Origin of the sequence: Streptomyces sp. NPDC102467 (assembly GCF_044765445.1) — a bacterium.
Classification (GTDB): domain Bacteria; phylum Actinomycetota; class Actinomycetes; order Streptomycetales; family Streptomycetaceae; genus Streptomyces.
The window spans coordinates 195,148-221,202 of the sequence record NZ_JBIWKA010000006.1; the positions used below are offsets into that span (position 1 = coordinate 195,148).

22 protein-coding genes are annotated in these 26,055 nt (G+C 72.8%); 6 read left to right on the top strand and 16 right to left on the bottom strand.

Annotated elements, in window-relative coordinates; genetic code table 11:
• Positions 1 to 86: 86 nt before the first annotated feature.
• Positions 87 to 512 (bottom strand): OsmC family protein, encoded by a 426-nt coding sequence (locus ACIREE_RS14060; RefSeq protein WP_404150754.1) that lies wholly within the window; start codon positions 510 to 512, stop codon positions 87 to 89.
• 219 nt (positions 513 to 731) lie between these two features.
• On the opposite strand from ACIREE_RS14060, the gene ACIREE_RS14065 reads away from it, so the two are divergent.
• A complete protein-coding gene (locus ACIREE_RS14065) occupies positions 732 to 2,369 on the top strand; it encodes a DUF6345 domain-containing protein (protein ID WP_404150756.1) in 1,638 nt (545 codons plus the stop codon).
• Between the two features lie 69 nt (positions 2,370 to 2,438).
• On the opposite strand, the gene ACIREE_RS14070 is transcribed toward ACIREE_RS14065, so the two are convergent.
• From ACIREE_RS14070 to ACIREE_RS14080, 3 genes are all read right to left on the bottom strand, one after another.
• Positions 2,439 to 3,815, bottom strand: coding sequence for an amino acid permease (locus ACIREE_RS14070; protein ID WP_404150757.1), 1,377 nt, complete (start codon positions 3,813 to 3,815; stop codon positions 2,439 to 2,441).
• 118 nt (positions 3,816 to 3,933) lie between these two features.
• Positions 3,934 to 6,060, bottom strand: coding sequence for an alkaline phosphatase family protein (locus tag ACIREE_RS14075; RefSeq protein WP_404150759.1), 2,127 nt, complete (start codon positions 6,058 to 6,060; stop codon positions 3,934 to 3,936).
• Positions 6,061 to 6,173: 113 nt separating this feature from the next.
• On the bottom strand, positions 6,174 to 6,599 hold the full coding sequence (locus ACIREE_RS14080; RefSeq protein ID WP_404150761.1) for a hypothetical protein: 426 nt from the start codon (positions 6,597 to 6,599) through the stop codon (positions 6,174 to 6,176).
• 85 nt (positions 6,600 to 6,684) lie between these two features.
• On the opposite strand from ACIREE_RS14080, the gene ACIREE_RS14085 reads away from it, so the two are divergent.
• Together ACIREE_RS14085 and ACIREE_RS14090 are read left to right on the top strand one after the other, a co-directional pair.
• Positions 6,685 to 7,458 (top strand): MBL fold metallo-hydrolase, encoded by a 774-nt coding sequence (locus ACIREE_RS14085; RefSeq protein WP_404150763.1) that lies wholly within the window; start codon positions 6,685 to 6,687, stop codon positions 7,456 to 7,458.
• Entirely contained in the window at positions 7,455 to 8,087 is a 633-nt protein-coding gene (locus tag ACIREE_RS14090) for a DedA family protein (protein WP_404150765.1), read from the top strand. The genes ACIREE_RS14085 and ACIREE_RS14090 overlap by 4 nt, the downstream gene beginning before the upstream one ends.
• Positions 8,088 to 8,131: 44 nt before the next feature.
• On the opposite strand, the gene ACIREE_RS14095 is transcribed toward ACIREE_RS14090, so the two are convergent.
• The 3 genes from ACIREE_RS14095 to ACIREE_RS14105 all read right to left on the bottom strand — a co-directional run bounded on the left by ACIREE_RS14095 (position 8,132) and on the right by ACIREE_RS14105 (position 11,477).
• Positions 8,132 to 9,199 carry an MBL fold metallo-hydrolase gene (locus tag ACIREE_RS14095; RefSeq protein ID WP_404150767.1) on the bottom strand — a complete coding sequence of 356 codons (1,068 nt, stop codon included), beginning with the start codon at positions 9,197 to 9,199 and terminating at the stop codon, positions 8,132 to 8,134.
• Complete coding sequence (locus ACIREE_RS14100) at positions 9,196 to 10,542, bottom strand: aminotransferase class I/II-fold pyridoxal phosphate-dependent enzyme (protein WP_404150769.1); 1,347 nt, start codon at positions 10,540 to 10,542, stop codon at positions 9,196 to 9,198. Before ACIREE_RS14100 ends, ACIREE_RS14095 begins: the two co-directional genes overlap by 4 nt.
• Positions 10,543 to 10,721: 179 nt before the next feature.
• Positions 10,722 to 11,477, bottom strand: a complete 756-nt coding sequence (locus tag ACIREE_RS14105) for an ANTAR domain-containing response regulator (protein ID WP_404150771.1) — start codon at positions 11,475 to 11,477, stop codon at positions 10,722 to 10,724.
• Positions 11,478 to 11,553: 76 nt separating this feature from the next.
• On the opposite strand from ACIREE_RS14105, the gene ACIREE_RS14110 reads away from it, so the two are divergent.
• Positions 11,554 to 12,690 (top strand): PAS domain-containing protein, encoded by a 1,137-nt coding sequence (locus tag ACIREE_RS14110; protein WP_404150773.1) that lies wholly within the window; start codon positions 11,554 to 11,556, stop codon positions 12,688 to 12,690.
• Between the two features lie 14 nt (positions 12,691 to 12,704).
• On the opposite strand, the gene ACIREE_RS14115 is transcribed toward ACIREE_RS14110, so the two are convergent.
• The 3 genes from ACIREE_RS14115 to ACIREE_RS14125 all read right to left on the bottom strand — a co-directional run bounded on the left by ACIREE_RS14115 (position 12,705) and on the right by ACIREE_RS14125 (position 16,726).
• A complete protein-coding gene (locus tag ACIREE_RS14115) occupies positions 12,705 to 13,526 on the bottom strand; it encodes an RNA polymerase sigma factor SigF (RefSeq protein WP_404150775.1) in 822 nt (273 codons plus the stop codon).
• 526 nt (positions 13,527 to 14,052) lie between these two features.
• Complete coding sequence (locus tag ACIREE_RS14120) at positions 14,053 to 15,018, bottom strand: AraC family transcriptional regulator (protein WP_404150777.1); 966 nt, start codon at positions 15,016 to 15,018, stop codon at positions 14,053 to 14,055.
• Positions 15,019 to 15,103: 85 nt separating this feature from the next.
• Positions 15,104 to 16,726 carry an ABC-F family ATP-binding cassette domain-containing protein gene (locus ACIREE_RS14125; protein ID WP_404150779.1) on the bottom strand — a complete coding sequence of 541 codons (1,623 nt, stop codon included), beginning with the start codon at positions 16,724 to 16,726 and terminating at the stop codon, positions 15,104 to 15,106.
• A gap of 94 nt (positions 16,727 to 16,820) precedes the next feature.
• On the opposite strand from ACIREE_RS14125, the gene ACIREE_RS14130 reads away from it, so the two are divergent.
• Both ACIREE_RS14130 and ACIREE_RS14135 read left to right on the top strand, forming a co-directional pair.
• Positions 16,821 to 18,335 carry a bifunctional phosphatase PAP2/diacylglycerol kinase family protein gene (locus ACIREE_RS14130; RefSeq protein ID WP_404150781.1) on the top strand — a complete coding sequence of 505 codons (1,515 nt, stop codon included), beginning with the start codon at positions 16,821 to 16,823 and terminating at the stop codon, positions 18,333 to 18,335.
• Positions 18,336 to 18,472: 137 nt separating this feature from the next.
• Complete coding sequence (locus tag ACIREE_RS14135; RefSeq protein WP_404150783.1) at positions 18,473 to 19,291, top strand: class I SAM-dependent methyltransferase; 819 nt, start codon at positions 18,473 to 18,475, stop codon at positions 19,289 to 19,291.
• A 79-nt stretch (positions 19,292 to 19,370) separates the two neighbouring features.
• On the opposite strand, the gene ACIREE_RS14140 is transcribed toward ACIREE_RS14135, so the two are convergent.
• The 6 genes from ACIREE_RS14140 to ACIREE_RS14165 all read right to left on the bottom strand — a co-directional run bounded on the left by ACIREE_RS14140 (position 19,371) and on the right by ACIREE_RS14165 (position 25,911).
• Positions 19,371 to 20,540, bottom strand: coding sequence for an SRPBCC family protein (locus tag ACIREE_RS14140; protein ID WP_404150785.1), 1,170 nt, complete (start codon positions 20,538 to 20,540; stop codon positions 19,371 to 19,373).
• Positions 20,512 to 21,303, bottom strand: coding sequence for a DNA primase (locus ACIREE_RS14145; protein WP_404150787.1), 792 nt, complete (start codon positions 21,301 to 21,303; stop codon positions 20,512 to 20,514). Before ACIREE_RS14145 ends, ACIREE_RS14140 begins: the two co-directional genes overlap by 29 nt.
• A gap of 70 nt (positions 21,304 to 21,373) precedes the next feature.
• Positions 21,374 to 22,123: a GvpL/GvpF family gas vesicle protein gene (locus tag ACIREE_RS14150; protein WP_404150789.1), complete on the bottom strand. Its 750-nt coding sequence runs from the start codon at positions 22,121 to 22,123 to the stop codon at positions 21,374 to 21,376.
• Positions 22,120 to 22,524 (bottom strand): gas vesicle protein GvpJ, encoded by a 405-nt coding sequence (gene gvpJ, locus ACIREE_RS14155; protein ID WP_404150791.1) that lies wholly within the window; start codon positions 22,522 to 22,524, stop codon positions 22,120 to 22,122. Before gvpJ ends, ACIREE_RS14150 begins: the two co-directional genes overlap by 4 nt.
• A 196-nt stretch (positions 22,525 to 22,720) precedes the next feature.
• Positions 22,721 to 24,577 carry a transketolase gene (locus ACIREE_RS14160; RefSeq protein WP_404150793.1) on the bottom strand — a complete coding sequence of 619 codons (1,857 nt, stop codon included), beginning with the start codon at positions 24,575 to 24,577 and terminating at the stop codon, positions 22,721 to 22,723.
• Complete coding sequence (locus ACIREE_RS14165) at positions 24,574 to 25,911, bottom strand: NAD(P)/FAD-dependent oxidoreductase (RefSeq protein ID WP_404150794.1); 1,338 nt, start codon at positions 25,909 to 25,911, stop codon at positions 24,574 to 24,576. Before ACIREE_RS14165 ends, ACIREE_RS14160 begins: the two co-directional genes overlap by 4 nt.
• Positions 25,912 to 26,055: the final 144 nt, after the last annotated feature.

Below are 26,055 nucleotides of genomic sequence, written 5' to 3' on the forward strand. Positions count from 1 at the left end.
TCGTTCCGGACACCGGGTTGTCCCGGTAACCAGCACAAAACTTGAGCGGGCCCGTGTCAAGGGGGCAGGGGGTCGAGGGACCGCCCTCAGGCCAGCTTGGCCGTCAGCGTGATCGTTGTACCCGCGAGCGCCTGGCTCACCGGGCAGTTCTTCTTGGCGTCCTCGGCGGCCGCGGTGAAGCCCTGCTCGTCGAGGCCAGGCACGGTGCCCTCGACGGTGAGGTGGATGCCCTTGATGCCCTCACCCGGCTGGAACGTCACGTCCGCGGAGGTGACCAGCTTGGTGGGCGGTGTACCGGCACCGGCCAGGCCGTGCGAGAGCGCCATGGAGAAGCAGGACGAGTGCGCGGCCGCGATCAGTTCCTCGGGGCTCGTCTTGCCGTTCGCCTGCTCGGCGCGCGACGGCCACGACACCGGCTGCTCGCCGATCCCGGAGGAGTCGAAGGTGACGACGCCGTTGCCCTCGAGCAGGTTGCCTTCCCACACCGTATGTGCGGAGCGCGTGGTTGCCACGATGGATCCCTTCCGTACGGTCCCCTGCGGCGGGACCGTTTCCGATTGTCTCTGACCTCCATCCGACCACATGTGGCACCGGCGCACCCGGAAGACCGGGCCCCGGGCCGTGCCGCGGTCACCATGGCCGGAATGCGCGCTGGGCAAGACCCCACGACGGTGACACTTTGAGGCCCCCGACCACGGGGATCCGCACGGGGTTTCGCAGGGGGTTTGGCCATGCGCATGATTTATTCGGACCGCGGCCCGTCACCACTGGAGACCGGGAAGCCCGGCGCGGCCGACCGTGACTCGACGTCCGGCTGGTGGGGCGCGTTCAGCATCCAGAAGTTCGTGAACCAGAACCCGCTCTCGCACACGCACGAGGACGCCACCGGCTGGCTGGCGTACCTCCAGCAGTTCTACGACCGCAACTTCTGGTTCGCGGACAACGGCGCGCAGGTCTGGGCGTACGAGGAGACGTACGACAACTGGCAGGACCGGTACGGCCTGGACGCCGTCGTCGCCGTGTACCACTCGGGCCACGGTGGGATGGACGGCAACGGCGTGTTCTTCGCGCCGCTGGGCGCCACCTGGGACAACCGCTCGGACGCGGTGTCCAACCGGATGGCGTTCGGCAACGAACGGGTCAACTACGTGTTCTGGTCGACGTGCAACTCACTGCGCGTCCTCGACGGGCACTCGCCGGTGCGTACGTGGGCGGGCCCCAACCTGGGCTCCCGGATGATCTTCGGGTTCGAGACGACGAGCATCGACAGCCCGGACTACGGCAGGAAGTTCTGGGAGAAGTGGCGGGCAGGACAGACGTACTGCGACGCATGGCTCAACGCGAGCTGGGACATCTACCACGGGCAGGCCCCGTCGGTCGCGGCCACCGGCGCCACCCAGGCCGAGGCGACCGGCCGCCTCGACGCCGAACGCAACTTCTTCCGCGAGCACGTCTCCGACGCCTGGTACGCCTGGCGCTGGTACTACGCCCGCGAGGGTCTGCGCGACCCGATGACGCAGGCGCCGTCGGAGCCGCAGATCGTGCAGCTGATGCCGCGCGACCCCGGTCAGGAACTCACCGGGCTCGGGCAGCTCGCGCACTTCCCGCAGGCCGCGCTCCAGGAGGTCCAGGTCGAACGGCAGGGCGTGCTGAGCGCGAACTCGGGCGACCGGTTCGTGTCGACGGCGCCGGGGGCGGTGCGCTGGGTGAAGCTGGCCGAGGCCAACCACCGCAACACCCGGCAGCTGCCGACCGAGCGCGCGGTCGAGCTGGCCCGGGAGTTCGTCGAGCAGCACGGGGAGGCGACGGGCGGCGCCGAGCTGGTCGTCGACGGCGTGCACGACCTGATGCAGAACAGCGGCAAGAAGGACGGTTCGGGGATCGGCGAGCCGGTGTCGCTGCAGACGCACGTCACGTTCCGGCAGACCTTCGGCGGCGTACCTGTGATCACGCCCGGCCGGGGCGAATTCCGTGTGGCGCTCGACAACGACGGCACCGTGGTGCAGGCCACCCTGTCGACGCGCCGGCCCACCGGCGGGGTCCGCACACCGAGTTCGGCGGTCGCGCCTCCGTCCGGCAAGGGCAAGCAGGCCATGAAGTCACCCGGCTCGCGTGACCCGCGCCAGGCCCTCGACGAGGCGCAACAGCGGCGCATCGCGCATCTGACGGCGATGGCGGCGGACAGCGAGCGTTCGGCGTCCGACATCGAGGCGCAGATGGAGATCAGGGACGTACCGGGCACGCTCGAGGTCGGCTACGAGATCGAGGGCAACGAGGCGTACCCCGCCGCCCGCAAGCTGATCGAACTCGGCTCGCGGGACAGCATGTTCAAGAAGCTGCGCTGGGTGGTCGCACCCATCGCCAGGTGACCGACGGGGGTCGGTCAGGCGGGGCGGCCCGTCCGCTGTCAGGCGGACCGGTCGTCCCGCCGACAACTGTTAAGGCGCCTGGGTGCCACGCTTCTTGCGCGCCGCCATCCACGCGTAGACGAGGACGCCCACGAAGAGGAAGAGCACACCCTGGTAGACGGCCGCGTACCCCGCGCCGCCGACCAGCCACATGGAGAATCCGAACGCGGCGACGGCGAGCACCATGTCCCGCATCAGCCGCGACCGTCGCACCCGGTGTCCCTGCCCGGACAGCAGGAAGTAGATCTGCGCGGCGGTGGCCAGCAGGTACGGCACGGTCGCGGTGAACGTGGTGACGAGCACGAGCGTCTCGAAGACGCCGCTGGATCCCGCCGTGTAGTTGTAGATCGTCAGGAGCGAGGCGAGGGTGACGGCGACGATCACACCGAACGTCGGGACCCCGCGCTTCTTCTTCCCGAACGCCGGCGGGAACAGCCCGTCCCGCGCGGCGGCGTACGGCGTCTGGGCGCTGAGCAGCGTCCAGCCGTTGAGCGCGCCGACCATGGAGACCAGGGCGGCGATCGCGACGGCGGTACCGCCCCAGGTGCCGCCGAACATCGCGTTGACGGCGTCGGAGAACGGCGCCGTCGAGTCCACCAGCTTGGCGTGCGCGACCGTGCCGAACACCGACACCGTGCACAGCAGGTAGAGCAGCGCGGCGAGCCCCGTACCGAGGACGGTCGCGCGGCCGACGTTGCGCTGCGGGTCGCGGACCTCGCCCGCGCTCACGGACGCGGACTCGACACCCAGGTAGCTGAAGAGCAGGATCGCGGCGGACGCGGAGACGGCACCGAGCGCGGAGTCGCCGGTGGCCTGGAACGGGCCCAGGTTGTCCGCCTCGAAGAAGAAGAGGCCGCCGACCGCGACGAGCAGCAGCGGCGCGAACTTCAGTACGGTGGAGACCAGTTGGACCGCGCCGACGTAGCGGGTGCCGGCGAGGTTGGCGAGCGCGGGCAGCCACTGGCAGACCAGGGCGGCGACGATCGTCCAGAACGTCGAGCCGCGGATCGGCAGCAGGACGTCGAGGTAGCCGACGGCGGCGACGGCGAGCGCCGCGTTCGAGACCCAGGTCGTGATCCAGTAACTCCACGCCGCCAGGAAACCGGCGAAGTCGCCGAAAGCCTCACGGGCGTAGACGTAGGGGCCGCCGGTCTGCGGATGCCGGTGCGCGAGGCGGCCGAAGACGAGGGCGAGCGCGATGGCGCCGACCGTCAGAACACCGAAGGCGACCAGGCTGACCGTGCCGTACGGGGCCACGGAGGCCGGGAGCAGGAAGATGCCGCCGCCGATGATGTTGCCCATGACGAGAGCCGTGGCGATGGGAAGGCCGAACCTGCGGGCGTGCCTGCTGTCCTGGCCGTCGTCCCCGGCCGGAGCCGTCTGTACCGCGGGCCCGGTGTCGTGCATGGGGTGGTGCGCCTCTCGGTCGTGCTGAAGAGCCCGCCGTTGTTCAGGGACAGGCCTCGCCGACACGGGATCGCCGGGCGGCGCTCCATGGTCGGGCGACAGGCGTTCCCCCACCAAATCAGGCGGATTCGTCCTGCATATCAGGGGGTGCGACCACAAATGATGCGCCGTCGGAGGTCTGCGGGAGCGAATTCTCCAGCGGGATCTGCGGGCCGAACCCCTCGCGGAGCCAGCGGCGCAGGACCCGGTGGACCTGTTCGGCGCCGACGAGCTCGCCGCCGTCCGGGACCGGCTCGGACAGGGCCGCGGGCGAGAGCAGGAAGGGGCGGCTCTGCGCGCCGCCGAGCCCGCCGTGCGAGCCGATCTGCTCCTCGAAGGCGAGAACCTCGCCGTCCACGGGGTCGTACCAGGAGTTGACCATGATGTCGGCGGTGTGCGGGAAGGAGTCGGTGCGGCGCACGGCGTCGGCGGCGCCGGGACCGAAGTCGGCGAGCGGGCCCTGCCCGTCGGCCAGGTCGTCGATCGGGACCTGCGCCCCGCGCGCCCCGAGCACGACGGCCCCGTGCTGTTCGCTGCGTACGAGGAGGAACCCGATGCCGGGGTGGTTGGCGAGAGTCGGCAGCAGCGCCGGGTGGCGGGTGTCGATCTCCTCCTTGCTCATCCGGTGCGGCACGTCGGGGAACGAGACGAGGCCGAGGTTGCCGGAGGCCAGCACGATCGGTTCGTGGTGCTTGCCCTTGCGGGCCGACGCCTCGGCAGGCTCCTCGACGGGACGGCGCAGCGCGGCGCGGACGGCGGCGCGGGCCTCGGCGCCGCTGTGGGTGCGCCGCGCCTTGCGCGGCACGGGCAGGCCGCAGCCGGCGCGCACGAGATCCTGGAGGGTCAGTCCGTAGCGGGCGTGGAAGGTTTCGCCGGGGCTCTGCCCGTGGTCGGACAGGACGACGATGCGGTACGGGCGCGGGGCGTGCTCGGCGACCTTCTCGATCAGTGCGAGCGAGCGGTCGAGCCGGGCGAGGACCTTGTCGGTGTCACGGCCGAACGGGCCCGAGTGGTGCGCCACTTCGTCGTAGGCGACGAGGTCGGCGTAGACGGCGCTGCGGCCCGCCAGCAGGTCGCCGATGACGGCCGCGACGACAACGTCCCGCTCGACGACGGTGGCGAAGGCGCGGACGAAGGGGTAGAGGCCGCCCCGGCCGATCCGCGGCCGCTGTCTGCGCAGGCGGGCGCGGGTGGACTGGCCGATCTCGCGGCCGGCGTCGGCGAAGAAGGAGAGGGCGGTGCGCACCGCGTTCGCCGGGTCGGAGAAGTAGGCGAAGTAGCCGGCCCTCGACCGGTTCTCCTTGCCGCGCCGGGCGGCGACGGAGAGCACAAGGGCGACCTCTTCGGCGCCGCCGCTGAAGAGGTTGCCGCGGCTCGCGCCGTCGACGGTGAGCAGACCGCCGTCGCCGGTGTGCTCGACGGCGCGGCGCTGGAGTTCGGCGGCGCTGGTGGGGCGGTTGGAGACCTGGATCTCGCCGGTGTCCTTCTCGTACCAGCGGAAGGCGGGGATGTCGTGGTTCGAGCCGTGCAGGATGCCGAGCTGGCTGGCGCCGGTCTGGCTCGACCAGTCGGTGCGCCACGGGGTGAGGCGATGCCCTCCGTCGCGCAGCCACGCGCCGACCGTGGGCATCACGCCGCTGCGGGCGGCCCGCAGCAGGGCCTCGTGACCGACGCCGTCGAGCTGGATGAAGACGGTGCCGGGGGCGGGCGGCCCCGCCTCGGCTGCCACGCCCTCGACGGCCCTGCGGCGCCTTCGGTCGGCGAGCCGGTACAGCCGCCGCCGGTACGCGTCGTCGTCGCGGACGGCCAGGGCACCGCCGGTCGCCGACGCCACGGCCGACATCACCGCGGCGACGACGACCGCGGTCTCCGGACTGACCTCGCCGCGGCCGTCCGGAATGAGGTAGAGGGCGAACAGGAGCACCGCGCCGTTCAGGAAGAAGACGGCGACGCCGAGGACGAGGGCCGGAACGAGGAGGAGGGCGCGGACGAGGACGGGCCAGACCAGGGCCGAGAGGATCGCGAAGGCGCCGGCGCCGAGGCCGGCGGTGGTGGCGACGCGGGTGGCGCTGTCGCCGCTGTCGGACTGGAGCTGGAAGTCCGGCAGGAGGCCCGCCAGGATCAGCATCGTCAGCGTGCCCGCCGCCCAGACCGTGAGCGAGCGCCATGCGGTGCTCGCCACCCGTCTCCATCGGCCTGCGGCCACGTTCCGACTCCCTCGCCCCTGTTACTGCTTCGCTGTGATTGCCGTCGGCCAGGGTTTCATACGATTTGGGCAGACTGGGCCGACGCCCGGCAGGGCGAGCCCTTACGCCACCGTCAACAGCCGTCGTATCCCGCTGTGGGCATCGACAACCGGCGGTGCACCCGCGCCTTCATCTCCACGCTGTACGACGGCTCCGCGAGGCCCGCCGTCTCCAACCGGACCCCGCGCCGCGCGCACTCCGCGGAGAACGCGTCGACCGAGCGGAGCGCCGCCCGCAGGACACGGTCGCAGGGGGCGACGAAGACGTCGACCATCCCCGCGTCGACGTCCGCCCACAGGCTTTCGTGGTCGGGGCGCACCCCGTGCACGAGGAGTTCACGGGTGATCACGTAGCCGCGCTCGGCGGCCCAGCGGGCGCACATCGCGTGCTGGCTGCGCGAGTCCACCAGGAACGGGTCGGCGTCCAGCTGCTCCAGCGGCGTCAGACTGGCGATCGCCGCGACCCGCACGGCAGCGCCGACCCCGTCCGGTGCGCCCATGGTGTCCCCCTCACCTCAGCCATTCGGCGTCGACCCTACTCCTGCACGTACGCTCGGGGGCAGTCGAACGTCGAGGAGGCAGCGGGTGCCGGTGGAGATCACCTGGTGGGGTCATGCCACCTGCACGGTTCAGGACTCGGGTGTCCGGGTGCTCACCGATCCGCTCTTCGCCCGCCGCCTCGCCCATCTGCGGCGCCGCCGCGGGGCCCCGCCGCCGCCCAGCGCCGCCCTCGCCGATGTGGTCCTCGTCTCACATCTGCACGCCGACCACCTGCACCTGCCGTCGCTGGCCAGGCTCGCGCCGGGCACCCGGGTGCTGGTCCCCCGCGGCGCCGCCCGCGCCGTGCCGGGTCTGCGCCGGCTGCGGGGCCTGAAGATCAGCGAGGTCGAGCCGGGGGCTCTCGTCGAGGTGGGCGGCCTCGCCATAAGAGCCGTGCCCGCCGCGCACGACGGGCGACGGCTGCCGGTGGGCCCGCACCGGGCGCCCGCACTCGGCTTCGTGGTGAGCGGCGAGGCCCGTACGTACTTCGCGGGCGACACCGGTCTTTTCGACGGCATGGCCGAGGCCGTCGGGGAGGTGGATGTCGCGCTGCTGCCGGTCGGCGGGTGGGGCCCCCACCTCGGGCCGCACCACCTCGACCCGGCGCGGGCCGCCGAGGCGCTGACCAGGATCGCGCCGCGCAGCGCCGTGCCCGTGCACTACGGGACGTACTGGCCCATCGGGATGGACGCCGTGCGCCCGCACGAATTCCACACCCCGGGCGAGGAGTTCGTCCGGCAGGCCGCGCTGCGCGCGCCGGACGTGGCGGTGCACTGCCTCGCGCACGGCGAGAGCGTCCGGCCGGAGGTGGCCCGATGATGCTCGACGCCGTCGCGCAGGTCGTACCGACCGAGACCACCCAACAGGCCGCCGGGTACCCGACGTTGTTCCTGCTCGTCGCGGTCGGCGCGCTGGTGCCGGTGATTCCGACGGGCGCGCTGGTGAGTTCCGCGGCCGTCGTGGCCTTCCACCAGAAGGCGCCGTACTCCCTGGTGTTCGTGTTCGTCACGGCCTCGGTCGCCGCGTTCCTGGGGGACGTCGCCCTGTACTGGCTCGGGCGGCGCGGCATGCACTCGAAGAACGGTTCGCGGTGGCTGGAGGCCCTCCGCTCCCGGGCTCCCCAGGAGCGGCTCGAGCAGGCGCAGGAGAAGCTCGCCGACCACGGTGTGATGGTCCTCGTGCTGTCGCGGCTCGTGCCCGCCGGGCGGATCCCGGTGATGCTGGCGTGTCTGATGGCGAAGATGCCGCTGCGCCGGTTCGCCCGCGGCGACATCCCGGCGTGCCTCGCGTGGGCGGCGACGTACCAGGTCATCGGCATCCTGGGCGGCTCCCTGTTCAAGGAGCCGTGGCAGGGCGTCGCCGCGGCGATCGTGCTGACCGTCGTGGTCAGTACGGCCCCGATGCTGTGGCGGAAGGTGCGCCGGCCGTCGGGCAGTCAGCACGCGTGACAGTTGTCAGGCAGTAGTCAGGCGGTCAGCACGCGCGACAGAGGTCAGGCGGTCAGCACGCGTGAGGCGCCGACCGGCAGGTCCCAGAGCGCGGCGCGCGGCAGGCCCGCCCGCTCCCAGGCGGCTCGCAGCAGGGTGAGCGGCTCCATGACCGGCTCGGCCGACAGCAGGAACGTGGCCCAGTGCATGGGTGCCATGAGGCGCGCGCCGACGTCCTGCGCGGCCCGCACCGCGTCCTGCGGGTCGCAGTGCACGTCCCGCAGCCACCAGCGCGGTTCGTACGCGCCGATGGGCAGCAGCGCCAGGTCGATACCCGGGTAGCGGCGGCCGATCTGCGAGAACCAGCGGCCGTATCCGGTGTCGCCCGCGAAGTAGATCCGCTGCCCGTCCTCGTCGGTGAGGATCCAGCCGCCCCACAGCGTGCGGCAGGTGTCGGTGAGAGAGCGTTTCGACCAGTGGTGCGCCGGGACGAAGTCGAAGCGGACGCCCCCCAGTTCGGCCGCCTCCCACCAGTCGAGTTCCGTGACGCGGGTGAAGCGGCGCCGGGTGAACCAGCGGCCGAGGCCCGCCGGGACGAACACCGGGGTCTCGCGCGGGAGTCTTCGCAGGGTCGGCCAGTCCAGGTGGTCGTAGTGGTTGTGGCTGATGACGACCGCGTCGACGGGCGGCAGCGCGCTCCAGGCGACGCCGACCGGGGTGATCCTGGCCGGGGTGCCGAGGATCTTGCGGGACCAGACGGGGTCGGTGAGGACGGTCAGGCCGCCGATCCGGACGACCCAACTGGCGTGTCCCGCCCAGGTGACGGCGGCCGTGCGGGCGTCGACATCGGGCAGCGGGCCCGGTGCGAACGGCAGGTTCGGGATGTCTGCCAGGCCTTCGGGGCGCGGCCGAAGCGCGCCCTCGCGGGCGAACCGGGCGAAGGCCCGCAGGCCCGGCAGGGGTGCGGTCAGGCGGTTCGCGAAGGACCGGGGCCAGCGGCGCGGCGGTGCCTCGGGGGCGCTGCCCCCGCCGAGCGGCCGCGGCTCGACCAGGGGCCGTGGCTGGACGAGGGGGCGGACGGACGCGGTGGCGTCGGCCCGCCGCGCCGTCGTCGATTCGGACGCCTGGGTCATCGCTCGGACTCCCCTCCTTCGCCGGCCGGCCCGCTGCCTTCCGAACGCACCGGTTCCGCCGGCTGCTGCTCGCCGCGGAGGTCGTCGAGCACCCCCGCTACTCGCCCCAACAGGCCTGCCACGTGCGGCAGTTCAAGGGGATCCGGTGAAGCGAGAGACGCCGCGCGCTCGTCCGGGGTCGACCCGAGCAGCGGCCCCGTCGACAGGCGCACCCGCAGCGCCGCGGGATCGTCGCCGAACCGGTGGCCGCCGGGGGCCGGCATGTCCAGGCGCGCGGTGAGGAAGTCCTCCAGGTCCTGGGCATCGGTGACCCCGCGGGCGGCGAGCGGCGGCCGCAGCGGGTCCAGGTCGACGTAAAGGTGCCGGCCCGCCTGCGGGGGCAGTGCCAGGCCGCCCCCGGCGAGCACGATGCGGTAGGCGGCCGCGGCCGCCCCTGCGTGCAGCGCGACGGCGGCCGTGCGGCGGGCCGTGACTTCCTCGGGCTCGTTCAGTACGTACGTCGCCGCGGCCGCGACCGGCGCCGCCAGCACGGCGCTCGTCGCGGTGAGGAAGTCCAGGACGCGGTCGGCCAGCCGGTCGCCCTGCGCGGTCGGCGGGAACCGCGCGCAGGCCGCGGGCAGCGACGGGGGCAGGAACGCGCCGGTCAGCTCGGTCAGGACGGTGACCTGGGCGGGGAACATCTCGGCCGGGCTGAACAGGATCGTGCCCGGGCCCGGGTGCAGCGTGTCCCGCCACGTCTCGTCGCTGACCACGTGCAGGCCCTCCCCCGCGGCGGCCTCCACCGCCTCGTGCAGCACCTCGGGCGGCGGCACGGTCGCCGTCGGATCGTCGGCGACGGAGAGCACGAGCAGCCGGGGGTCGCCGCCCTCGGCCCTGACCCGGCGGACCGTCTCCAGGAGGGCGTACGGGTCGGGGACGCCGCCGCACTCGGCGGGCGTCGGCACGTGGAACACCTCGCGGCCGAGCAGGCGGGCCTGCGGCACCCACCACGCCGGGCAGGGGCGCGGCACGAGGACGTCGCCGCCGAGCGCCGCGGTGAGGGCGAGGAGCAGCGGGGCGCCGCCCGGCGCGGCGACGACCCGGCCGTGCTCGGCGGCCAGGCCCCGGCGCTGCCAGTGGCCGCGGGCCGCTTCGAGGAGTGCGGGCGGCCCGCCGGGCGGCTCGGCGTGCGGGCGTACCGAGGCCCCGGCGACGGCATCGGCCAGTTCGGGGAGGACGGGCAGGCCGGGATCGGGCAGCGGCGGTCCGTAGCGCACCGGGCCGCGGCCCTCGCGCACGGGGCCGCGGGTCCGGTGGGCCGCGTCCGCCCTGGGCTCGCGGGCCGTGGGGTCCGATGGCCGCATGCTGCCTCCGTGCCGTGTGTCGTCGCCGTGTCGTCGCGGTGCGCTGCCCCCAGCGTCACATCCCTGCGGGCACCCGCGCGCGCCGTGCCGCTGCCCTGTGCGTACCCACGGGGACGGCTGAACAGGCGAGTGACCCGGCGCGGCCGTTGCGCCGGGTGGGTGACGTCACGGGGGCCAGGTCACCGGGTCAGCGCGGAGAACTCCCGCTCGAGGCCGCGTCCGCGCCGCTCGACGACGGCGGAGGCCACATCGGCCAGCTTGCGATTGGTGGTCTGCGAGGCACGGCGCAGTACGGCGAACGCGTCGTCCGCGTCGCAGCCCAGTACGTGCATGACGATCCCGCAGGCCTGGTCGACCACGGGCCGGGTGCGCAGGGCGGCGCCCAACTGGTCCAGTTCGGTCAGGGCCGCCTGGTAGGAGCGGTCCCGCACCAGACACGTGGCGGCCAGGTCGCCGAGGGCGCGGACCGGGCCGTGCGGGGCGTCCCGCAGCGAGCAGGCCCGGAAGCTGTAGAGGCTGAGGGTGACGACGAGGTCGGCGCTGCGGAACGGGATGGTCACGCTGGACCGCACCCCGGAGTCGAGCGCCAGGGCGCGGTACTGCGGCCACCGCCGGTCCCGCAGGAGGTCGGCGGCTTCCACGGGCCGGCCGGCTTCCTCGGCCGTCGGGATCGGGCCCTCGCCGGAGCGCAGCTGCACGGAGGCCAGGGCGGCGAGGTCGGGGTGGGTCGCCGCGGACGGGTGTTCGTCGCCGCCGTCCGACGCGGTGGCCACGGCACCGCAGCAGTCGGGCATGCAGTGGGCCGCGCCCTCGGCGAGTTCGGAGAGCCGACGGGTGGGGAGTCCCGGCTCCGCCGTCTCCTGGGTCGGACGGTCCGGTGTCGGATCGTGCTCGTCGGACCGCACGTTCGTGCCGGGCGAAAAGGACTGTCGCATCGGTGAACGCCTCCTCTGTTCAGCGGCTTCCCCGGGGCCCACCCCGGGAAACGGACGCGCGGGATAGGTTCTCGCCATGCCACAGTCGGACGAATTCGGTGAAGAACTCTCGGACTTCGTGCGCCGTGTGGCCGAGTTGAAGGCGGCCCGGGCCGTGCCCACGGACGAACTGCCCGCCGTGCTCGACGCGGCGCTCTTCGAACTCGACCACGCGGTGCGGGAACTGTGGCCGCATCAGGAGGACCTGCGGGCCGCCGACACGGGCGCGTCACCGAGCCGCTCGGCCACTGCCGACCGGCAGGAACAGCAGTTGCTGCGCGCCGTCTTCCAGCAACTGCCGCTGCCGGTGGTGCTCGTGGACCGGGAGTCGGTGGTGCGCCGTCTGAACGTCGCCGCCGCGACGTTCACGGGGGTGCGCGCGGGGTACGCGACGGGCCGCCCGCTGACCGGTCTCCTCGCCCACGCCGACCGGGCCGCCTTCCGCTCGCAGGTCGCGGCCGTTGCCCGCGGCGAGGGCGACCGCGGCCTGTCCGTGCGGCTGCAGCAGAATCCGCAGGCGCCGATCCGTACGACCCTCACGGGCCTGCGCCCCGGCAGCGAGCGGCACACCACGGTCCTCGTCCTGCTGCGGCCCGAGGGCGACGGCGCCCCGGCGGCGGCGGAGCCGCCTCGCGGTGCCGTGGCCGTCCCCGACCTCGCGGAGACGACGCGTCATACGGCGCTGATGGATCTGATGGACTTGATGACCCGGGAGTTGCTGGGCGCGCCCGCCGGCGATCCGGCCGAGGCGTTGCGCCGCGCCGCCGGGGCGCTGTACGGCCGGTTCGCGGACTGGGTGATAGCCGACCGGGGTGCCGCCCCTCCGGTCCGTACGACCGTGCTCGGCGCCGACGACGGGGGCGTCCGGGACATCGCGGGACAGGACCCCGCCGCGAGCCCCCTCGTGGTCGAGGCGGCGCGCGGCGGTTCACCGGCGCTGCTGGTGCGCCCGGAGGACGCGGGGGCGCTGGGCGACGACGCGTCCGGCGCCCCGGTGCTGGTCCGTGCGGATGTCACGTCCCTGCTGTGCGTGCCGCTGGTCCCGGCACCCGGCGAACCGGTCCAGGGTGTGCTCACCCTGTTCCGGTCCGCGGGCCGGCCGGCCTTCGCCATGGCGGAGGCGCAGGCGCTGGACATGATGTCCCGCCATATCGCCCTGGCCATGCGCAGATGACAGGCGCCGGACCGTCACGCGGCAGCGGCGTCGGCCAGCACTTCGTCCCGCAGTCGGTGGCAGCACCGGGTGATGAGCCGTGAGACGTGCATCTGCGAGATGCCCAGCTGTTCGGCGATGCGGCTCTGCGTCATGTCGCCGAAGAACCGCATGTAGAGGATCTGCCGCTCGCGCTCGGGGAGCGCCGCGATGCGCGGCTTGACGGCCTCCCGGTCGATGACCACGTCGAGCGCGGGATCGGCGGCGCCAAGCGCGTCGGACAGCGAGTAGCCGTCGTCGCTGCCGGGCAGTTCGGCGTCGAGCGAGAGCGCCGTGAAGCTCTCCAGGGCCTCGAGGCCCGTGCGTACCTCGTCCTCCGTCAGGTTCGCGTGCGCGGCGATCTCGGTGAGGGTCGGGGCGCGACCCGGGATGCTCGCGGACAGTTCGTGCTGGGCGAACCGGACCCGGTTGCGCAGGTCCTGGACGCGGCGTGGCACATGCAGGGTCCACATGTGGTCACGGAAGTGACGCTTGATCTCGCCGGTGACCGTGGGCACGGCGTAACTCTCGAAGGCGTTGCCGAGCGCCGGGTCGTAGCGGTCGACCGCCTTGACGAGGCCCATCGCGGCGACCTGCCGCAGGTCGTCGTAGGACTCTCCGCGGTTGCGGAAGCGGCCGGCGAGCCGGTTCGCCATCGGCAGCCAAGCCTCGACGACATCGTGCCGCAGGTCGTCGCGGTCCGGCCCTGCGGGCATGTCGGACAGTTTGGCGAATGCCTCGGCGGTGTCGGGTGCGTCGTCGTGCGGGTGGTGTCGGCCGGGCTTCACCGGGTTCATGGGTGCGCTGGTAGGCGACATGGATCGCAACTCCCCTGGAGGTGCTCTGGGTTCGGTGGTCACCGTGGGAGTCGCGCCTCGATAGGGCGTAGGACACACCCGGGGCAGACACCGAGTGGCATCTCTCCCACGGACGTGCCTCCAGTCCGAAGCACTCACCTACGCCTGCCCCTCAACCGCTGGGGCAAACGCATAGTTCTCCGGCCGTGGGGTACTGCGTCGGCGGGGTGTGTCCGCCGGGCCCGTCCGAGGCACAAAAACGCCTCTGGCCATGGCCGATCCAGTGGGACGGAAGGCCGGCCGACGAGCCCGGTGCAGTGCTTCCAGGGGGGAGCCCGGGCCCGAAGGCTGGTGCCGGCCCGGCGGGGTAGTGCCGGGCCGGACGTCACCGGAATCCGTCACGGTCGAAGGCCCCGAGGACGGCAAGTGCCCGGAACCATGGACCGGCCCCCGGCGACGGACCGATCGTAGAACCGCCGCCGGGTCGGTCACGATCCGCCGAGCGAGGCCGCTGTCCGGATAGCGCAATGCATCGCGCCGGGCCGTGTCAGGGTCCGGGATCGCGCAGCGTGAGGGACGGTACGCAGCCGTACTTGGCGCGGTACTGCTCGGCGAACCGTCCCAGGTGACCGAAGCCCCAGCGGAACGCGATCTCGCTCACGGTGCTGGTGAGCGGATCGGCCTCGATGAGTTCGGCGTGCACCCGCTCCAGGCGGATCGTGCGCAGATACGCCATCGGCGGTATGCCCACGTAGCGCGCGAAGGCCTCTTGGAGCCAGCGGACGCCGACCCGGGCCTCGGCCGCGAGTTCGGTGGTGGTGAAGGGGTGTTCGGGGCGTTCGCGCATCGCGTCCATGGCCCGCTTCACCGGAGTCGGTCGCAGCCCCCTCGCCGGCTCGTCGAGCTGGTCGCGGTAGGGGTGGCCGGCCGCCAGCAGCAGCCCGTTGAGCACCGCGTCCCGCAGAGGCAGGGCGACCAGCCGGTGTTCGAGGAGCCGGGTCGTCTCGTAGAGGTCGTCGACGAGGATCTCCACGAGGTGGGACCAGGCTCTTCCGCGCCCGCTCATCAGGTCGAGCTCGGGTTCGAGCACCACGGGGGTGCGCGGCACCCGTCCGGTCAGCTCCTCGACGCGGCGCTCCAGCAGGTCCCGCTCCACTTTCAGGGCGACGATCCGCCCGTCACCGGCCCAGCGGTCCACGGCGGTGGATCCGACGGGCTGGAACAGCGCGGCCCGGCCCGGCGCCGTGATCACCTCGGGGCTGCTCCCCTGGTGCCAGGTCATCGGGGAGCCGAGCGGGACGTTCACGTGGTACGTGCCCAACTCCCCGCAGCGGACCCGGACATCGGCCCCGCAGGCGAGATCACCGACGGTGATACCGCCGAGCTCCAGTACCTCGAAGGCGGCGCCGAACCGTTCCGGCGCCCTCAGCACGTCCAGCTGATTGGTGTAGAAAGCCGCCTTGATCGCTTCCATGGCCTGCTCGACGTCGTCCGTGCGGAAGGACGTCCTCACCACCGTGTCTCCTCATGCCTCGTCACCACTCGTCGTACGCGCCCAACTCAGCAGCGTACGACGAGTTTTCCGAGGTCGCGACGGGTCAGCGAAGGCGCTCCACACGACGTTCGTCCCAGACCGGCTCCGACGTCTCACGCACATGCCCGTCCGTACCGAAGACCAGGTACCGGTCGAAGGCACGGGCGAACCAGCGGTCGTGGGTGACCGAGAGGACCGTGCCGTCGAAGGACTCCAGGCCCTCCTGGAGCGCCTCGGCCGACTCGAGGTCGAGGTTGTCGGTGGGCTCGTCCAGCAACAGGGCGGTGGCGCCCTCGAGTTCGAGCAGCAGGATCTGGAAGCGGGCCTGCTGGCCGCCCGAGAGGCGCTCGAAGTTCTGCTCGGCCTGCGCCGTCAGTTCGTAGCGACGCAGCCGGGACATCGCGGCGCCGCGGTCCTTGGCGTGGTCGCGCCACAGGATGTCCAGGAGGGTGCGGCCCTGCAGCTCGGGGTGCGCGTGGGTCTGGGCGAAGTGCCCGGGGACCACCCGGGCGCCGAGCTTCCACTCGCCGGTGTGCGCCACCGAATCGTCGCCGGCGAGCAGCCGCAGGAAGTGGGACTTGCCCGAGCCGTTCGACCCGAGGACCGCGACGCGCTCGCCGTAGAAGACCTCCAGGTCGAACGGCTGCATCAGGCCGGTCAGCTCAAGTCCCTTGCAGGTGACGGCTCTTACGCCGGTGCGGCCGCCCTTGAGCCGCATCGTGATGTCCTGCTCGCGCGGCGGGTCCGGCGGCGGCCCGGCCTCCTCGAACTTGCGCAGCCGGGTCTGCGCGGCCGAGTACCGCGACGCCAGTTCATGGCTGACCGAGGCCGCCTGCCGCAGGCTGATCACGAGCTTCTTCAGCTGCGCGTGCTTCTCGTCCCAGCGGCGGCGCAGCTCCTCGAAGCGGGCGAAGCGCTCGCGCCGGGCCTCGTGGTACGTGGCGAAGCCGCCGCCGTGCACCCAGGCGTCGGCGCCGCCGGGGCTTGGCTCGACGCTGACGATCTTCTCGGCGGAGCGGGCGAGCAGCTCGCGGTCGTGGGAGACGAAGAGCACGGTCTTGCGGGTCTCGCGCAGCCGCTCCTCCAGCCAGCGCTTGCCGGGCACGTCGAGATAGTTGTCCGGCTCGTCCAGGAGCAGGACCTCGTCGGTGCCGCGCAGCAGCGCTTCGAGGACGAGGCGCTTCTGCTCACCGCCGGAGAGGGTGCGGACCTCGCGGAACTGCACCTTGTCGTAGGCGACGCCGAGCGCGGCCGTGGTGCACATGTCCCACAGCGTCTCCGCCTCGTAGCCCTGTGCCTCGGCCCAGTCGGCGAGGGCCTGCGCGTAGCTCATCTGCGCGGCCTCGTCGTCGACGGTCATGATCGCGTGCTCGGCCTTGTCGACGGCCTTCGCGGCTTCGCGGATACGCGGCGAGGCGACGGAGACGAGGAGGTCGCGCACGGTCGTCTCGTCCCGTACGGAGCCCACGAACTGGCGCATCACGCCGAGCCCGCCGCTGACCGTGACGGAGCCTGCGTGCGGCTGGAGCTCGCCGGAGATCAGTCGCAGCAGGGTCGTCTTGCCCGCCCCGTTCGGCCCGACCAGGGCGACGACGGCGCCCTCGCCCACCCGGAAGGAGACATCACCGAGCAGCGCCCGCCCGTCCGGCAAGGAGTACTCGAGGTGCGCGGCTTCCAGATGTCCCATGGTCCGCATTGTGGACGGCCGTGCGGGTGACGGGCAAACGAATAGGGCGCGCGGGACCTGGGTGCGGGGCCCGGCCCGGGGTAGTGGTCGAGACATGTGTGCCGACTTCGACATCTCAAAGCTGCCGAAAGCCGCGGAAGAAGCGCCCCGGCCGGGCCCTTCGCTGCGCGGTCGGCTGGCCGCGCTCGACATGCGGCTCTTCGAGTCCGCCGCGGGGGCGCGCTGGCCAGGGGCCGAGCGGATCCTGCCGGGGCTGAGCCGGGCCGCGAACCACGGGGTGCTGTGGTTCGCCGTGGGCGGGGCGCTGGCGGCGACCGGATCGCCGCGGGCCCGCCGGGCCGCGCTGCGCGGGGTCGCCTCCCTCGCCCTCGCCTCCGCCACGATCAACACGCTCGGCAAGCGGTCCGTGCGCCGGACGCGGCCCGCCCTGGACGCGGTACCGATAGTGCGGCGCCTGAAGCGGCAGCCGTTCACCACGTCGTTCCCGTCGGGGCACGCGGCCTCTGCGGCGGCGTTCGCGACGGGCGTCGCCCTGGAGTCGCGGGGCTGGGGCGCGGCCGTCGCCCCGGTGGCGTTCTCGGTGGCCGCCTCCCGCGTCTATACGGGCGCCCACTTCCCCGGTGACGTGATCGCGGGGGCGGCGCTCGGGGTGGGCGTCGCCTTCGCCGTCCGGGGCCTGGTGCCGACCCGTGACCAGATGCCGTCGCCGGGGCGTCCCCTGGTGGACGACGTGCCGGCGCTGCCGGACGGCGAGGGCCTCGTGATGGTGGTGAACACGCACGCGGGAACGCCGGAGCGGGTGCGGGTGCTGCGGGACGCGCTGCCGCTCGCCGAGTTCGTGGAGTGCGAGGGCCCCGAGATCCCGGCCGCGCTGGAGAAGGCGGCGGAGAGCGCCCGCGCCCTGGGCATCTCCGGCGGCGACGGTTCGGTGAACACGGCCGCGCAGGTGGCGCTCCGGCACAACCTGCCGCTCGCGGTGCTGCCCGGCGGCACCCTGAACCACTTCGCGTACGACCTCGGCATCGAGGACGCGGGCGATCTGGTGCGGGCCGTCATCGGCGGTGACGCGGTCGCGGTGGACGTCGGCCGGTTCCGCTCGACCAAGGCCTCGGGGATCTTCCTCAACACGTTCAGCCTGGGCGCCTATCCGGAGCTGGTGCGCGAGCGCGAACGCTGGTCGGGGCGGATCGGCGGGCGGCTCGCCGACGTCGTGGGCGCGGTGCACGTGCTGCGCCGCGATCACCCGCTGGAGGTCCAACTGCACGGCGAGAAGCGGCCGTTGTGGCTGCTGTTCGCCGGGAACTGCACCTACCGCCGGATGGGCCTGACCGCGGGCCGGCGGGCGGATCTCGCGGACGGACTGCTCGACGTGCGTACGGTCAGCGGCGGCCGGCTGCCCGGCGTGCGGCTGCTCGCGGCGGCCCTGGCGGGCCCGCTGTCCCGCTCCCCGTTCCACGCCGCGACCCGGCTCACCCAGCTGCACGTCGACGGCATCCAGCGGGGCACGCCGCTCGCCTTCGACGGCGAAGTCATCGACTGCGAGGGCCAGTTGACGATCGACAAGCAGCACGAGGCGCTGCGCGTGTACCGGCCGCTGACCATACTGTGACTCCCTGGCGGTCCATATTCCAAGACGGGTATCTCACAATCCGGCCGCGCGGCGTACGGTGATCGCATCGCCCGGGGCAGCTGCCCCGGGCGAGCTGTCACACCGTTGAGCCGTCACACCGTTGAGGGGATCGGGCCATGTCGCAGGAGACCGCCGTCTACACCCACGGCCACCACGAGTCCGTGCTGCGTTCGCACACCTGGCGCACCGCCGCCAACTCGGCGGCCTACCTGCTCGGTTCGCTCAAGCCGCACATGAAGATCCTGGACATCGGCTGCGGTCCGGGCACGATCACCGCGGACCTCGCCGCCCTGGTCCCGGACGGCCGGGTCGTCGGGGCGGACCACGCCGCCGGAATCCTGGACCAGGCGCGTGCCACGGCGGCCCAACGGGGCCTGGAGAACGTGGAGTTCACGACCGCGGACGTGCACGCGCTGGACTGGCCCGACGACACGTTCTGCGTGGTGCACGCGCATCAGGTGCTGCAGCACGTCGGCGACCCGGTGCAGGCGCTGCGCGAGATGCGCCGCGTCACCAAGCCCGGTGGGATCATCGCCGTACGCGACTCCGACTACGCGGCGATGACCTGGTACCCGCGCTCCCCCGGCATGACCGACTGGCTGGACCTGTACCGGCGGGTCGCCCGGGACAACGGCGGCGAACCGGACGCCGGGCGCCACCTGAAGGCGTGGGCCCTGGAGGCGGGGTTCGCCGCGGCGGACATCACGTCCACGGCCGGCACGTGGTGCTACTCGACGCCGGACGAGATCGCCTGGTGGAGCGGGCTGTGGGCGGACCGTACGGTCGCCTCGGCATACGCCGACCGCGCGACGGGCGGCGGCCACGCGACCTCCGCGCAGCTGAACGCCGTGTCCGAGGCGTGGCGGGAGTGGGGCACGCACGAGGACGCGTGGTTCGCGGTGCTGCACGGCGAGCTCCTCTGCCGCAAGCAGTAACCGGGGCCGGCACGTCCTGACGGACCGACGGACGCGGAGCGGGACTTCGGTGCGGTCCCGCTCCGGAACCGCGGGGGCGTCAGTGGGCCCGGGCGGCGGCCTTCCGGCGCGGTGCGCGGCGCTCGCCGTCGCCGCCGTCGTCGCTGCCCGGCGCTTCCTCCTCGGGCTCGTCCCGCTCGTCGGCGGCGTCCTCGTACTCCTCTTCGCCGTCGCCCTCGCCATCCTCCTCGGCCTCGTACTCGTCCTCGCACTCGGCCTCGTCCTCGCCGTCGGGCGCGGCTTCCTCGTCCGGGGGTTCGCTCTCGTACGCGTCGTCCGAGGGCTTGTCCTGCGCGTCCAGCTCCTGCGCTTCTTCCTCCTGCCCCTGCTCTTCCTCCTGCTCCTGCTCCTGCTCCAGGGCGTCCTCGTGGCTCAGGACGACCTCGCCGTCGCGGATCTCACCGCGCCAGCCGTCGCTCGCCTCGCCGCGCAGTGTCACGAAGCGGGCGAAGTGCTTGAGGTCGAGGCGGGCCCTGCGGCCCTGGGCGCGCCAGATGTTGCCCGTCCTCTCGAACAGGCCCTTGGGGTAGTACTCGATGATCAGCAGAACCCGGGTGAGCCGGTCGGCCAGCGGGTGGAAGGTGACGACACCCTTCGTCGTGCCCTTGGCGCCCTCGGACGTCCAGGTGATCCGCTCGTCGGGGAGCTGCTCGGTGGTGTGCGCCTTCCAGCTCCGGTTGGACCAGAAGACCTTGAGCTGCCAGTCGGAGGTGACGTCGTCGGCGCGGTTCGCGTTCTTGACACCCTTCGCGAAGGTGCTGAACTCCTGGTACTGCGTCCACTGGTCGTACGCGGTCCGCAGGTCGACACCGACGTCGATGAACTCCAGGATGACGGTGGGCTTCTTACCCGCCCCGCCCTTGCGCTTGCCCTTGCCGCCGCCGAGGTTCTTGAACGCCCCGACGACCTTGTCCTTGAGGCGGCCGCCGCCCAGTTCGACCGCCGTGCGCACCGGCCCCTTGCCCTCGGCGAGCTTGCGGCCGCCGTCGAGCGCGAGCTTGGCGAAGCCCGGACTGTTGCCCTCGGCGATGTCGGTCAGCTTGACGGTGGTCTCGCCCAGTTTGCGGCCCGTGCCGACGAGCAGCCGCTGGACCTGGGCCGCGAGGTAGGCCTGGGCCTCGGACTTGAGGTGGTCGGCGGCCGGGCTCTTGGCCAGGCCTCCGAGTGCTTTGACCGGGGAGTCAGCCACGTCCGCGGCCCCCCTTCGCATCGCGGGACGCGCTGCCCGCGGTCTTCTTGGCGGCCCGTGGCGCCCTCGTCGCGGCTGCCTTGGCACCGCCGGCGGCCGCCTTGCCGTTGCCGGTGGCCTTCGCGGCGGCGCCGCTCTTTCTGGCGGGCGTCTTCTTCGCCGTGCCGGTGGCCGTCCTGCCTGTACCTGTACCGGTGGGCTTGCGGGTGGTTCGGGCGCGCCGGCCGGCCGAGGACTTCTCGGCACGCCCGCCGTTCTCGTCGCCGTCGCGGTCTTCGTTGCCGTCGCGGCTGTCGTCCTCGGCGTCGCGCTCGTCTTCGTACGCCTCGTCGTCTTCGTACGCCTCGTCGTCTTCGTACGCCTGGTCGTCCGCGTCCGCCTGGTCGTCCGCTTCACCGCGCCGGCGTCCAGGTACGACACCCTTCACCCGGTCCCCCGCGCCCCGTACGTCCTCCGCGTCCGGGGCGACGCCCGCGATGCGGTCCTGCACGCCCTGCGTCCGCGAGTGCAGCCGGCCGGCGAGGCCTTCGAGCTGCCGCTCCACGAGGGCGCCCGACGCGGCCGTGCCGACGCCGCGCAGGTCCTGGCGTAACTGGTCGCCGATCTCCTTGAACTGCGGGTTCTTCTCCAGTTGCGTACTGACCAGCTCGGCCAGCGCGCGCGGGCTCAGCTTCAGCCGCTTGCCCGCGATCATCGTGCCGACGGCGAACGCCAGCTTCATCTTCTTCGTACGTCCCAAGAGGTATCCGGCCCCTACCGCGAGGCCCACAGCTGCTCGGTTCACTTTCCCTCCAGCCGGTCGAGGAACCGGTCCTCGATACGGTCGAATGTCGGTCGGTCGATGTCGCCGGACGTCACTCCGTGCCGACGGGCGCCGACGGCCCCGGCTCCACGAAGCTGTACGGCGGGAGCGGGCCGTTGACCCTGAGTTCGAGGTGCGCGTAGTCGCTGCGGACGGTCTCGACCGCGGCGAGGAAGTGCTCGACGGCCTTCGTGTCCACGAGGAACGAGAGATTGGCGAGCCAGCCCGTGCTCTCCGGGCCGGTCGAGACCGCGTCGGCCGACGGCTCCAGGAGCCGCTGCAACGCGACGGCGTCCTGGGCCTCGCGGCCCTGCACCGCGGCCACGACCATCTCGCCGAGCCGCAGCCGCTCCTCGTGACTGCCGCCGCCCGCCTGCCGGTTGGCCTCGGTCAGGGTGCGGATCTCGGCGTTCTCGGCCATCACCCGGTGCAGTACGGCCGCTTCGTCGTGCTGCGCCTTGACGTTGTACTCGACCTTGCCCTCGAGCGCCCGCAGCCGCTCGTGGTAGTGCTCGGCGCGCTCGGCCAGCACCATCGCGACGGCGTCGTCGTCGGGGGCGATGCTGCCGAACCGCATGGGCAGCACCGCGCCGCCGCCGCCCGACTCCGACAGCACGTTCTGGTGGGCGAGCAGGTCGCGCCGCTTGGGCCGCAGGTCGTCGGGGGCGTCGCTGACGATCGCCGTGAGCGCGCCCTCCTCGACGAGCCGGACCTTGCGCGCGGGGTCGCCGATGCCCTCCATACCGGTCGGCAGCGAGGGGTGGTCGGCGCTCGCGATGCCGTAGATGTACGTGCTGCTCATTCCTGCTCCTCCTTCCGGCGGCTCGGGGTACGGCGGGCCTCCGAGACAGTCCTCGCGGCGCCGGAAAGGGCCCCCTTGGGCTTGTCTTCCGCGCCCTTGGAACCCTTGGACTTGCCTTCTTCGCCCGAGCCGCTCATCTCACCGATGAGGTCGGGCAGACCGGGGCTGCGGTTGGGGCCTGCCTCCAGGTCGAGCCGGTTGCAGGCCTCGGCGAAGCGGAGGTACGTGTCGACGCTGGCGACGACGACCCGGATGTCGATCTTCAGGATCTCGATGCCGACCAGCGAGACACGGACGAACGCGTCGATGACGAGTCCGCGGTCCAACACGAGTTCGAGTACGTCGTAGAGGCCGCTGGTGCCGCCACCGCCGCTGGATTGCTGTGCAGGGACAACGGTCATGGAGACCTGTCCTCCTTAGGTCTGCGCACACTCTGTGCAAGCTCTGCGCAAGGTCTGTCAGGTCTGTGGTGTGTATGTGTGTACGGTGCGCGGCGCCTGTATCGAGTCACCGCCCAAGCCCTGGCCAAACCTTCAACTCGCCCTGCGCGGATGAGGTTTGTGCCGGGCCCGGCCGAAGACGTGCACCAGACCCAGGTCAGGGCGTGATGGCCTGCTCCACGAGCAGTGCGACCCCGGCCACGATGCTCGCCGCGTCGATCCCGGCGGCCCCCAACTGCTCCTCGGGTGTGGCCGACCCCGGCATCGGGCGGACGGCGAGCCGCACCAGGCGCGGCACGGGGGCGCCGTCGTCGAAGGCCTCGGCGACGGCGTCCCCGAGGCCGCCCTGCGCACGGTGGTCCTCCACGGTGACCAGGCAGCCGGTGGCCCGTGCGGCCTCCCGCAGGGTGCGCCGGTCGACCGGCTTCACCGAGTACAGGTCGATGACGCGTACGGGGATGCCGGCTTCCGCCAACTCGTCGGCGGCGCGCAGCGCTTCGTGCACAGTGACGCCCGCGGCGACGATCGTGACGCGGTCGTCGCGGCCGACCCGCAGCACCTTGCTGCCGCCGACCGGGAACTCCTCGTCCGGCGGGTAGATCACCGGTGTCTTCCCGCGCGAGGTCCGCAGGTACCGGACGCCCGACAGGTCGGCCATGGACGCGATGAGCCGGGCCGTCTGGTTGGCGTCGCACGGGTAGAGCACCGTGGAGTCGTGCACGGTCCGGAACATCGCGAGGTCCTCCAGGCCCATCTGCGAGGGCCCGTCCTGCCCGATGGCGACACCGGCGTGCGAGCCGACGAGGTTGATGCCGGCGCCGCTGACCGCGGCCATCCGGATGAAGTCGTGGGCGCGGGTGAAGAACGCCGCGAACGTGGACGCGTAGGGGACCCGGCCGCGCGCCGCCAACCCGACGCTGGTGGCGACGAGTTGCTGCTCGGCTATGTAGCACTCGAAGTACCGCTCGGGGTGTTCCTTCGCGAAGTACTCGGAGCGGGTGGAGTCGCCGACCTCGCCGTCCAGGGCGACGACGTCGCCGCGGGCGCCGCCGAGCGCGGTGAGGGCCTGGCCGTAGGCGTCGCGGGTGGCGACCTCGTCGCCCTGCTCGTAGCGGGGCAGGTCGAGGTGGCCGCTGCGCACCGCGTGCAGGGCCCGGGCGGCGGGCGGCGGCGCGACCTCGACGCGGATGCCGCGGTCGCCGCCCAGCTCGGCGACCGCCTCTTCCGGGTCGGGCAGCGGTTTGCCGTGCATGCCTTCCCGGTCCTCGACGGCGGCGACGCCCTTGCCCTTCAGGGTGCGGGCGAGGATCGCGGTGGGCTGGCCGGCCGTGTCGCGGGCCTCCGCGTACGCGCGGTCGACGGCCGCCACGTCGTGTCCGTCGATCTCGATCGTGTGCCAGCCGAACGCCTGGAAGCGGCGGGCGTACGCGTCGAGGTCGTGGCCGTGCCGGGTGGGCCCGCGCTGGCCGAGCCGGTTGACGTCGACGGTCACGGTGAGGTTGTCGAGGTGCTCGAACCCGGCGTGCTCGGCCGCCTCCCACACCGAGCCCTCGGCGAGCTCGCTGTCGCCGCACAGGACGTGGACGCGGTATCCGATCCGGTCGAGCCGCTTGCCCGCCAGGGCGATCCCGACACCGACGGGCAGCCCCTGGCCCAGGGAGCCGGTTGCCGTCTCGACCCAGGGCAGGCGCTGCGGCGTCGGGTGCCCTTCGAGGCGGCTGCCGAGGGTGCGGAAGGTCAGCAGTTCGGCGTCGTCGATGGCGCCGGCCGCCTTGTACGCGGCGTAGAGCAGCGGTGAGGCGTGGCCCTTGGAGAGGACGAACCGGTCGTTGCCGGGGTGGGCGGGGTGGGCGAAGTCGTAGCGGAAGTGGTGGGCGAAGAGCACGGCCATCAGGTCGGCCGCGGACATCGACGACGTCGGGTGGCCGGATTCCGCGGCGGCCGCCGCGCGTACCGAGTCGACCCTCAACTGCTGCGCGAGGTCGTGCAGTTCGGATTCGGTGAGCGTGGTCATCGATTCTCTCCTTCGGGCTGGTGCGGGGTGTCGTCCGGTACCTTGGCCAGTTCGGGCGAGGCCGTGTCGAGCGGTACGGAACCGGAGCGGACGAGGCCCAACTGGACGGCCTGGCGCGGGAGTACGGCGTCGAGCAGCCAGTCCGCCGCGACGCGGATCCGGTTGCCGGGCAGTGCCGCGAGGTGGTAGCCGCGGGTGACGGCGCCCGCGAGGGGCCCGGACAGCGGGATGCCGAACGGGTTCGCGGCGGCCTGGGCCCCGCCGAGGTCGACGGTGAAGCCCAGGTCCTTGTGCCGGTAACCGCGCCGGATGCCCCGGCCGAGGGACGCGGCCACGTTGAGCCCGGCCACCTTCCCCTGCCGCCAGGCGTGCTGGGCGGTCATCGGGGTGTACTCGCCGGGTTTTTCGAGGTCGGGCACGGCGGCCGCGTCGCCGCACGCGAACACCTCGGCGTGCCCGGGCACGCCGAGGAACGGGTCGACGAGCAGCCGCCCGCGCTCCAACGGCTGTCCCAGGCTCTCGACCAGGGGGTCGGGGCGGACGCCGACGCACCACACCAGCGTGCGGCTGGCGACGAACTCCCCGTCGTCGAGGAGTACTCCGTCACGGGTCGCCTCCTTCACGGAGGTGCCGGTGCGCACCTCGACGCCGCGCCCGCGCAGCACCCTGTCCGCGGTGCCCGAGAGGCGTTCGTCGAGTTCGGGCAGGACGCGCGGCGCGATGTCGAGGAGCAGCCAGCGCGGGCGGCCACTGTGCCGCCGGGGCTGTTTGCGGACGAGCGCGTCGGTCAGCAGTTGCCCCTGGGCGACGACCTCGGTCCCGGTGTAACCGGCGCCGACCACGACGAAGGTGCGACGGGCGCGGGCCTCGGCGGGGTCGGTGGCGACGGCGGCGAGTTCGATCTGCCGCGTCACGTGGTCGCGCAGGTACAGCGCTTCGGGCAGGCCGCGGAAGCCGTGGGCGTGCTCGGCGATCCCGGGCACCGGAAGCAGTTTGTTGACGCTGCCGACGGCGAGCACGAGCCGGTCGTATCCGAGGGTGCCGTGGCCGCCCTCCGGGCCGGTGTAGTGCACGGTGCGGGCGTCGAGGTCGACGGCGCCGGCCTCGCCGAGCACCAGCCGGATGTGCGGCAGCGTGCCGGACAGCGACACGGTGGCCCGGCGCGGCTCCAGGACGCCGGTGGCGACCTGCGGCAGCAGCGGCAGGTACAGAAAGTAGTCGGTCGGGTTGAGCAGGGTGACGTCGGCCGTGTGCCGGGCCGCCCGGGCCAGTGTGCGGGCGGCCCGGTACCCGGCGAATCCGGCACCGATGATCAGTACGCGCGATCGGCTCACTGTTCTCCTCCCAGGGGCACGTGGGTGGAGCTTCCCGCGTCCCCCAGGTCACCGGCAGTCAAACGTCGTGCGTCTACGCTCCGGGGAGTAGGCCTGCCGGTCCGCTCGACGGACGCCCGGCCCGCGGCCGCCCCGCCGAATCGA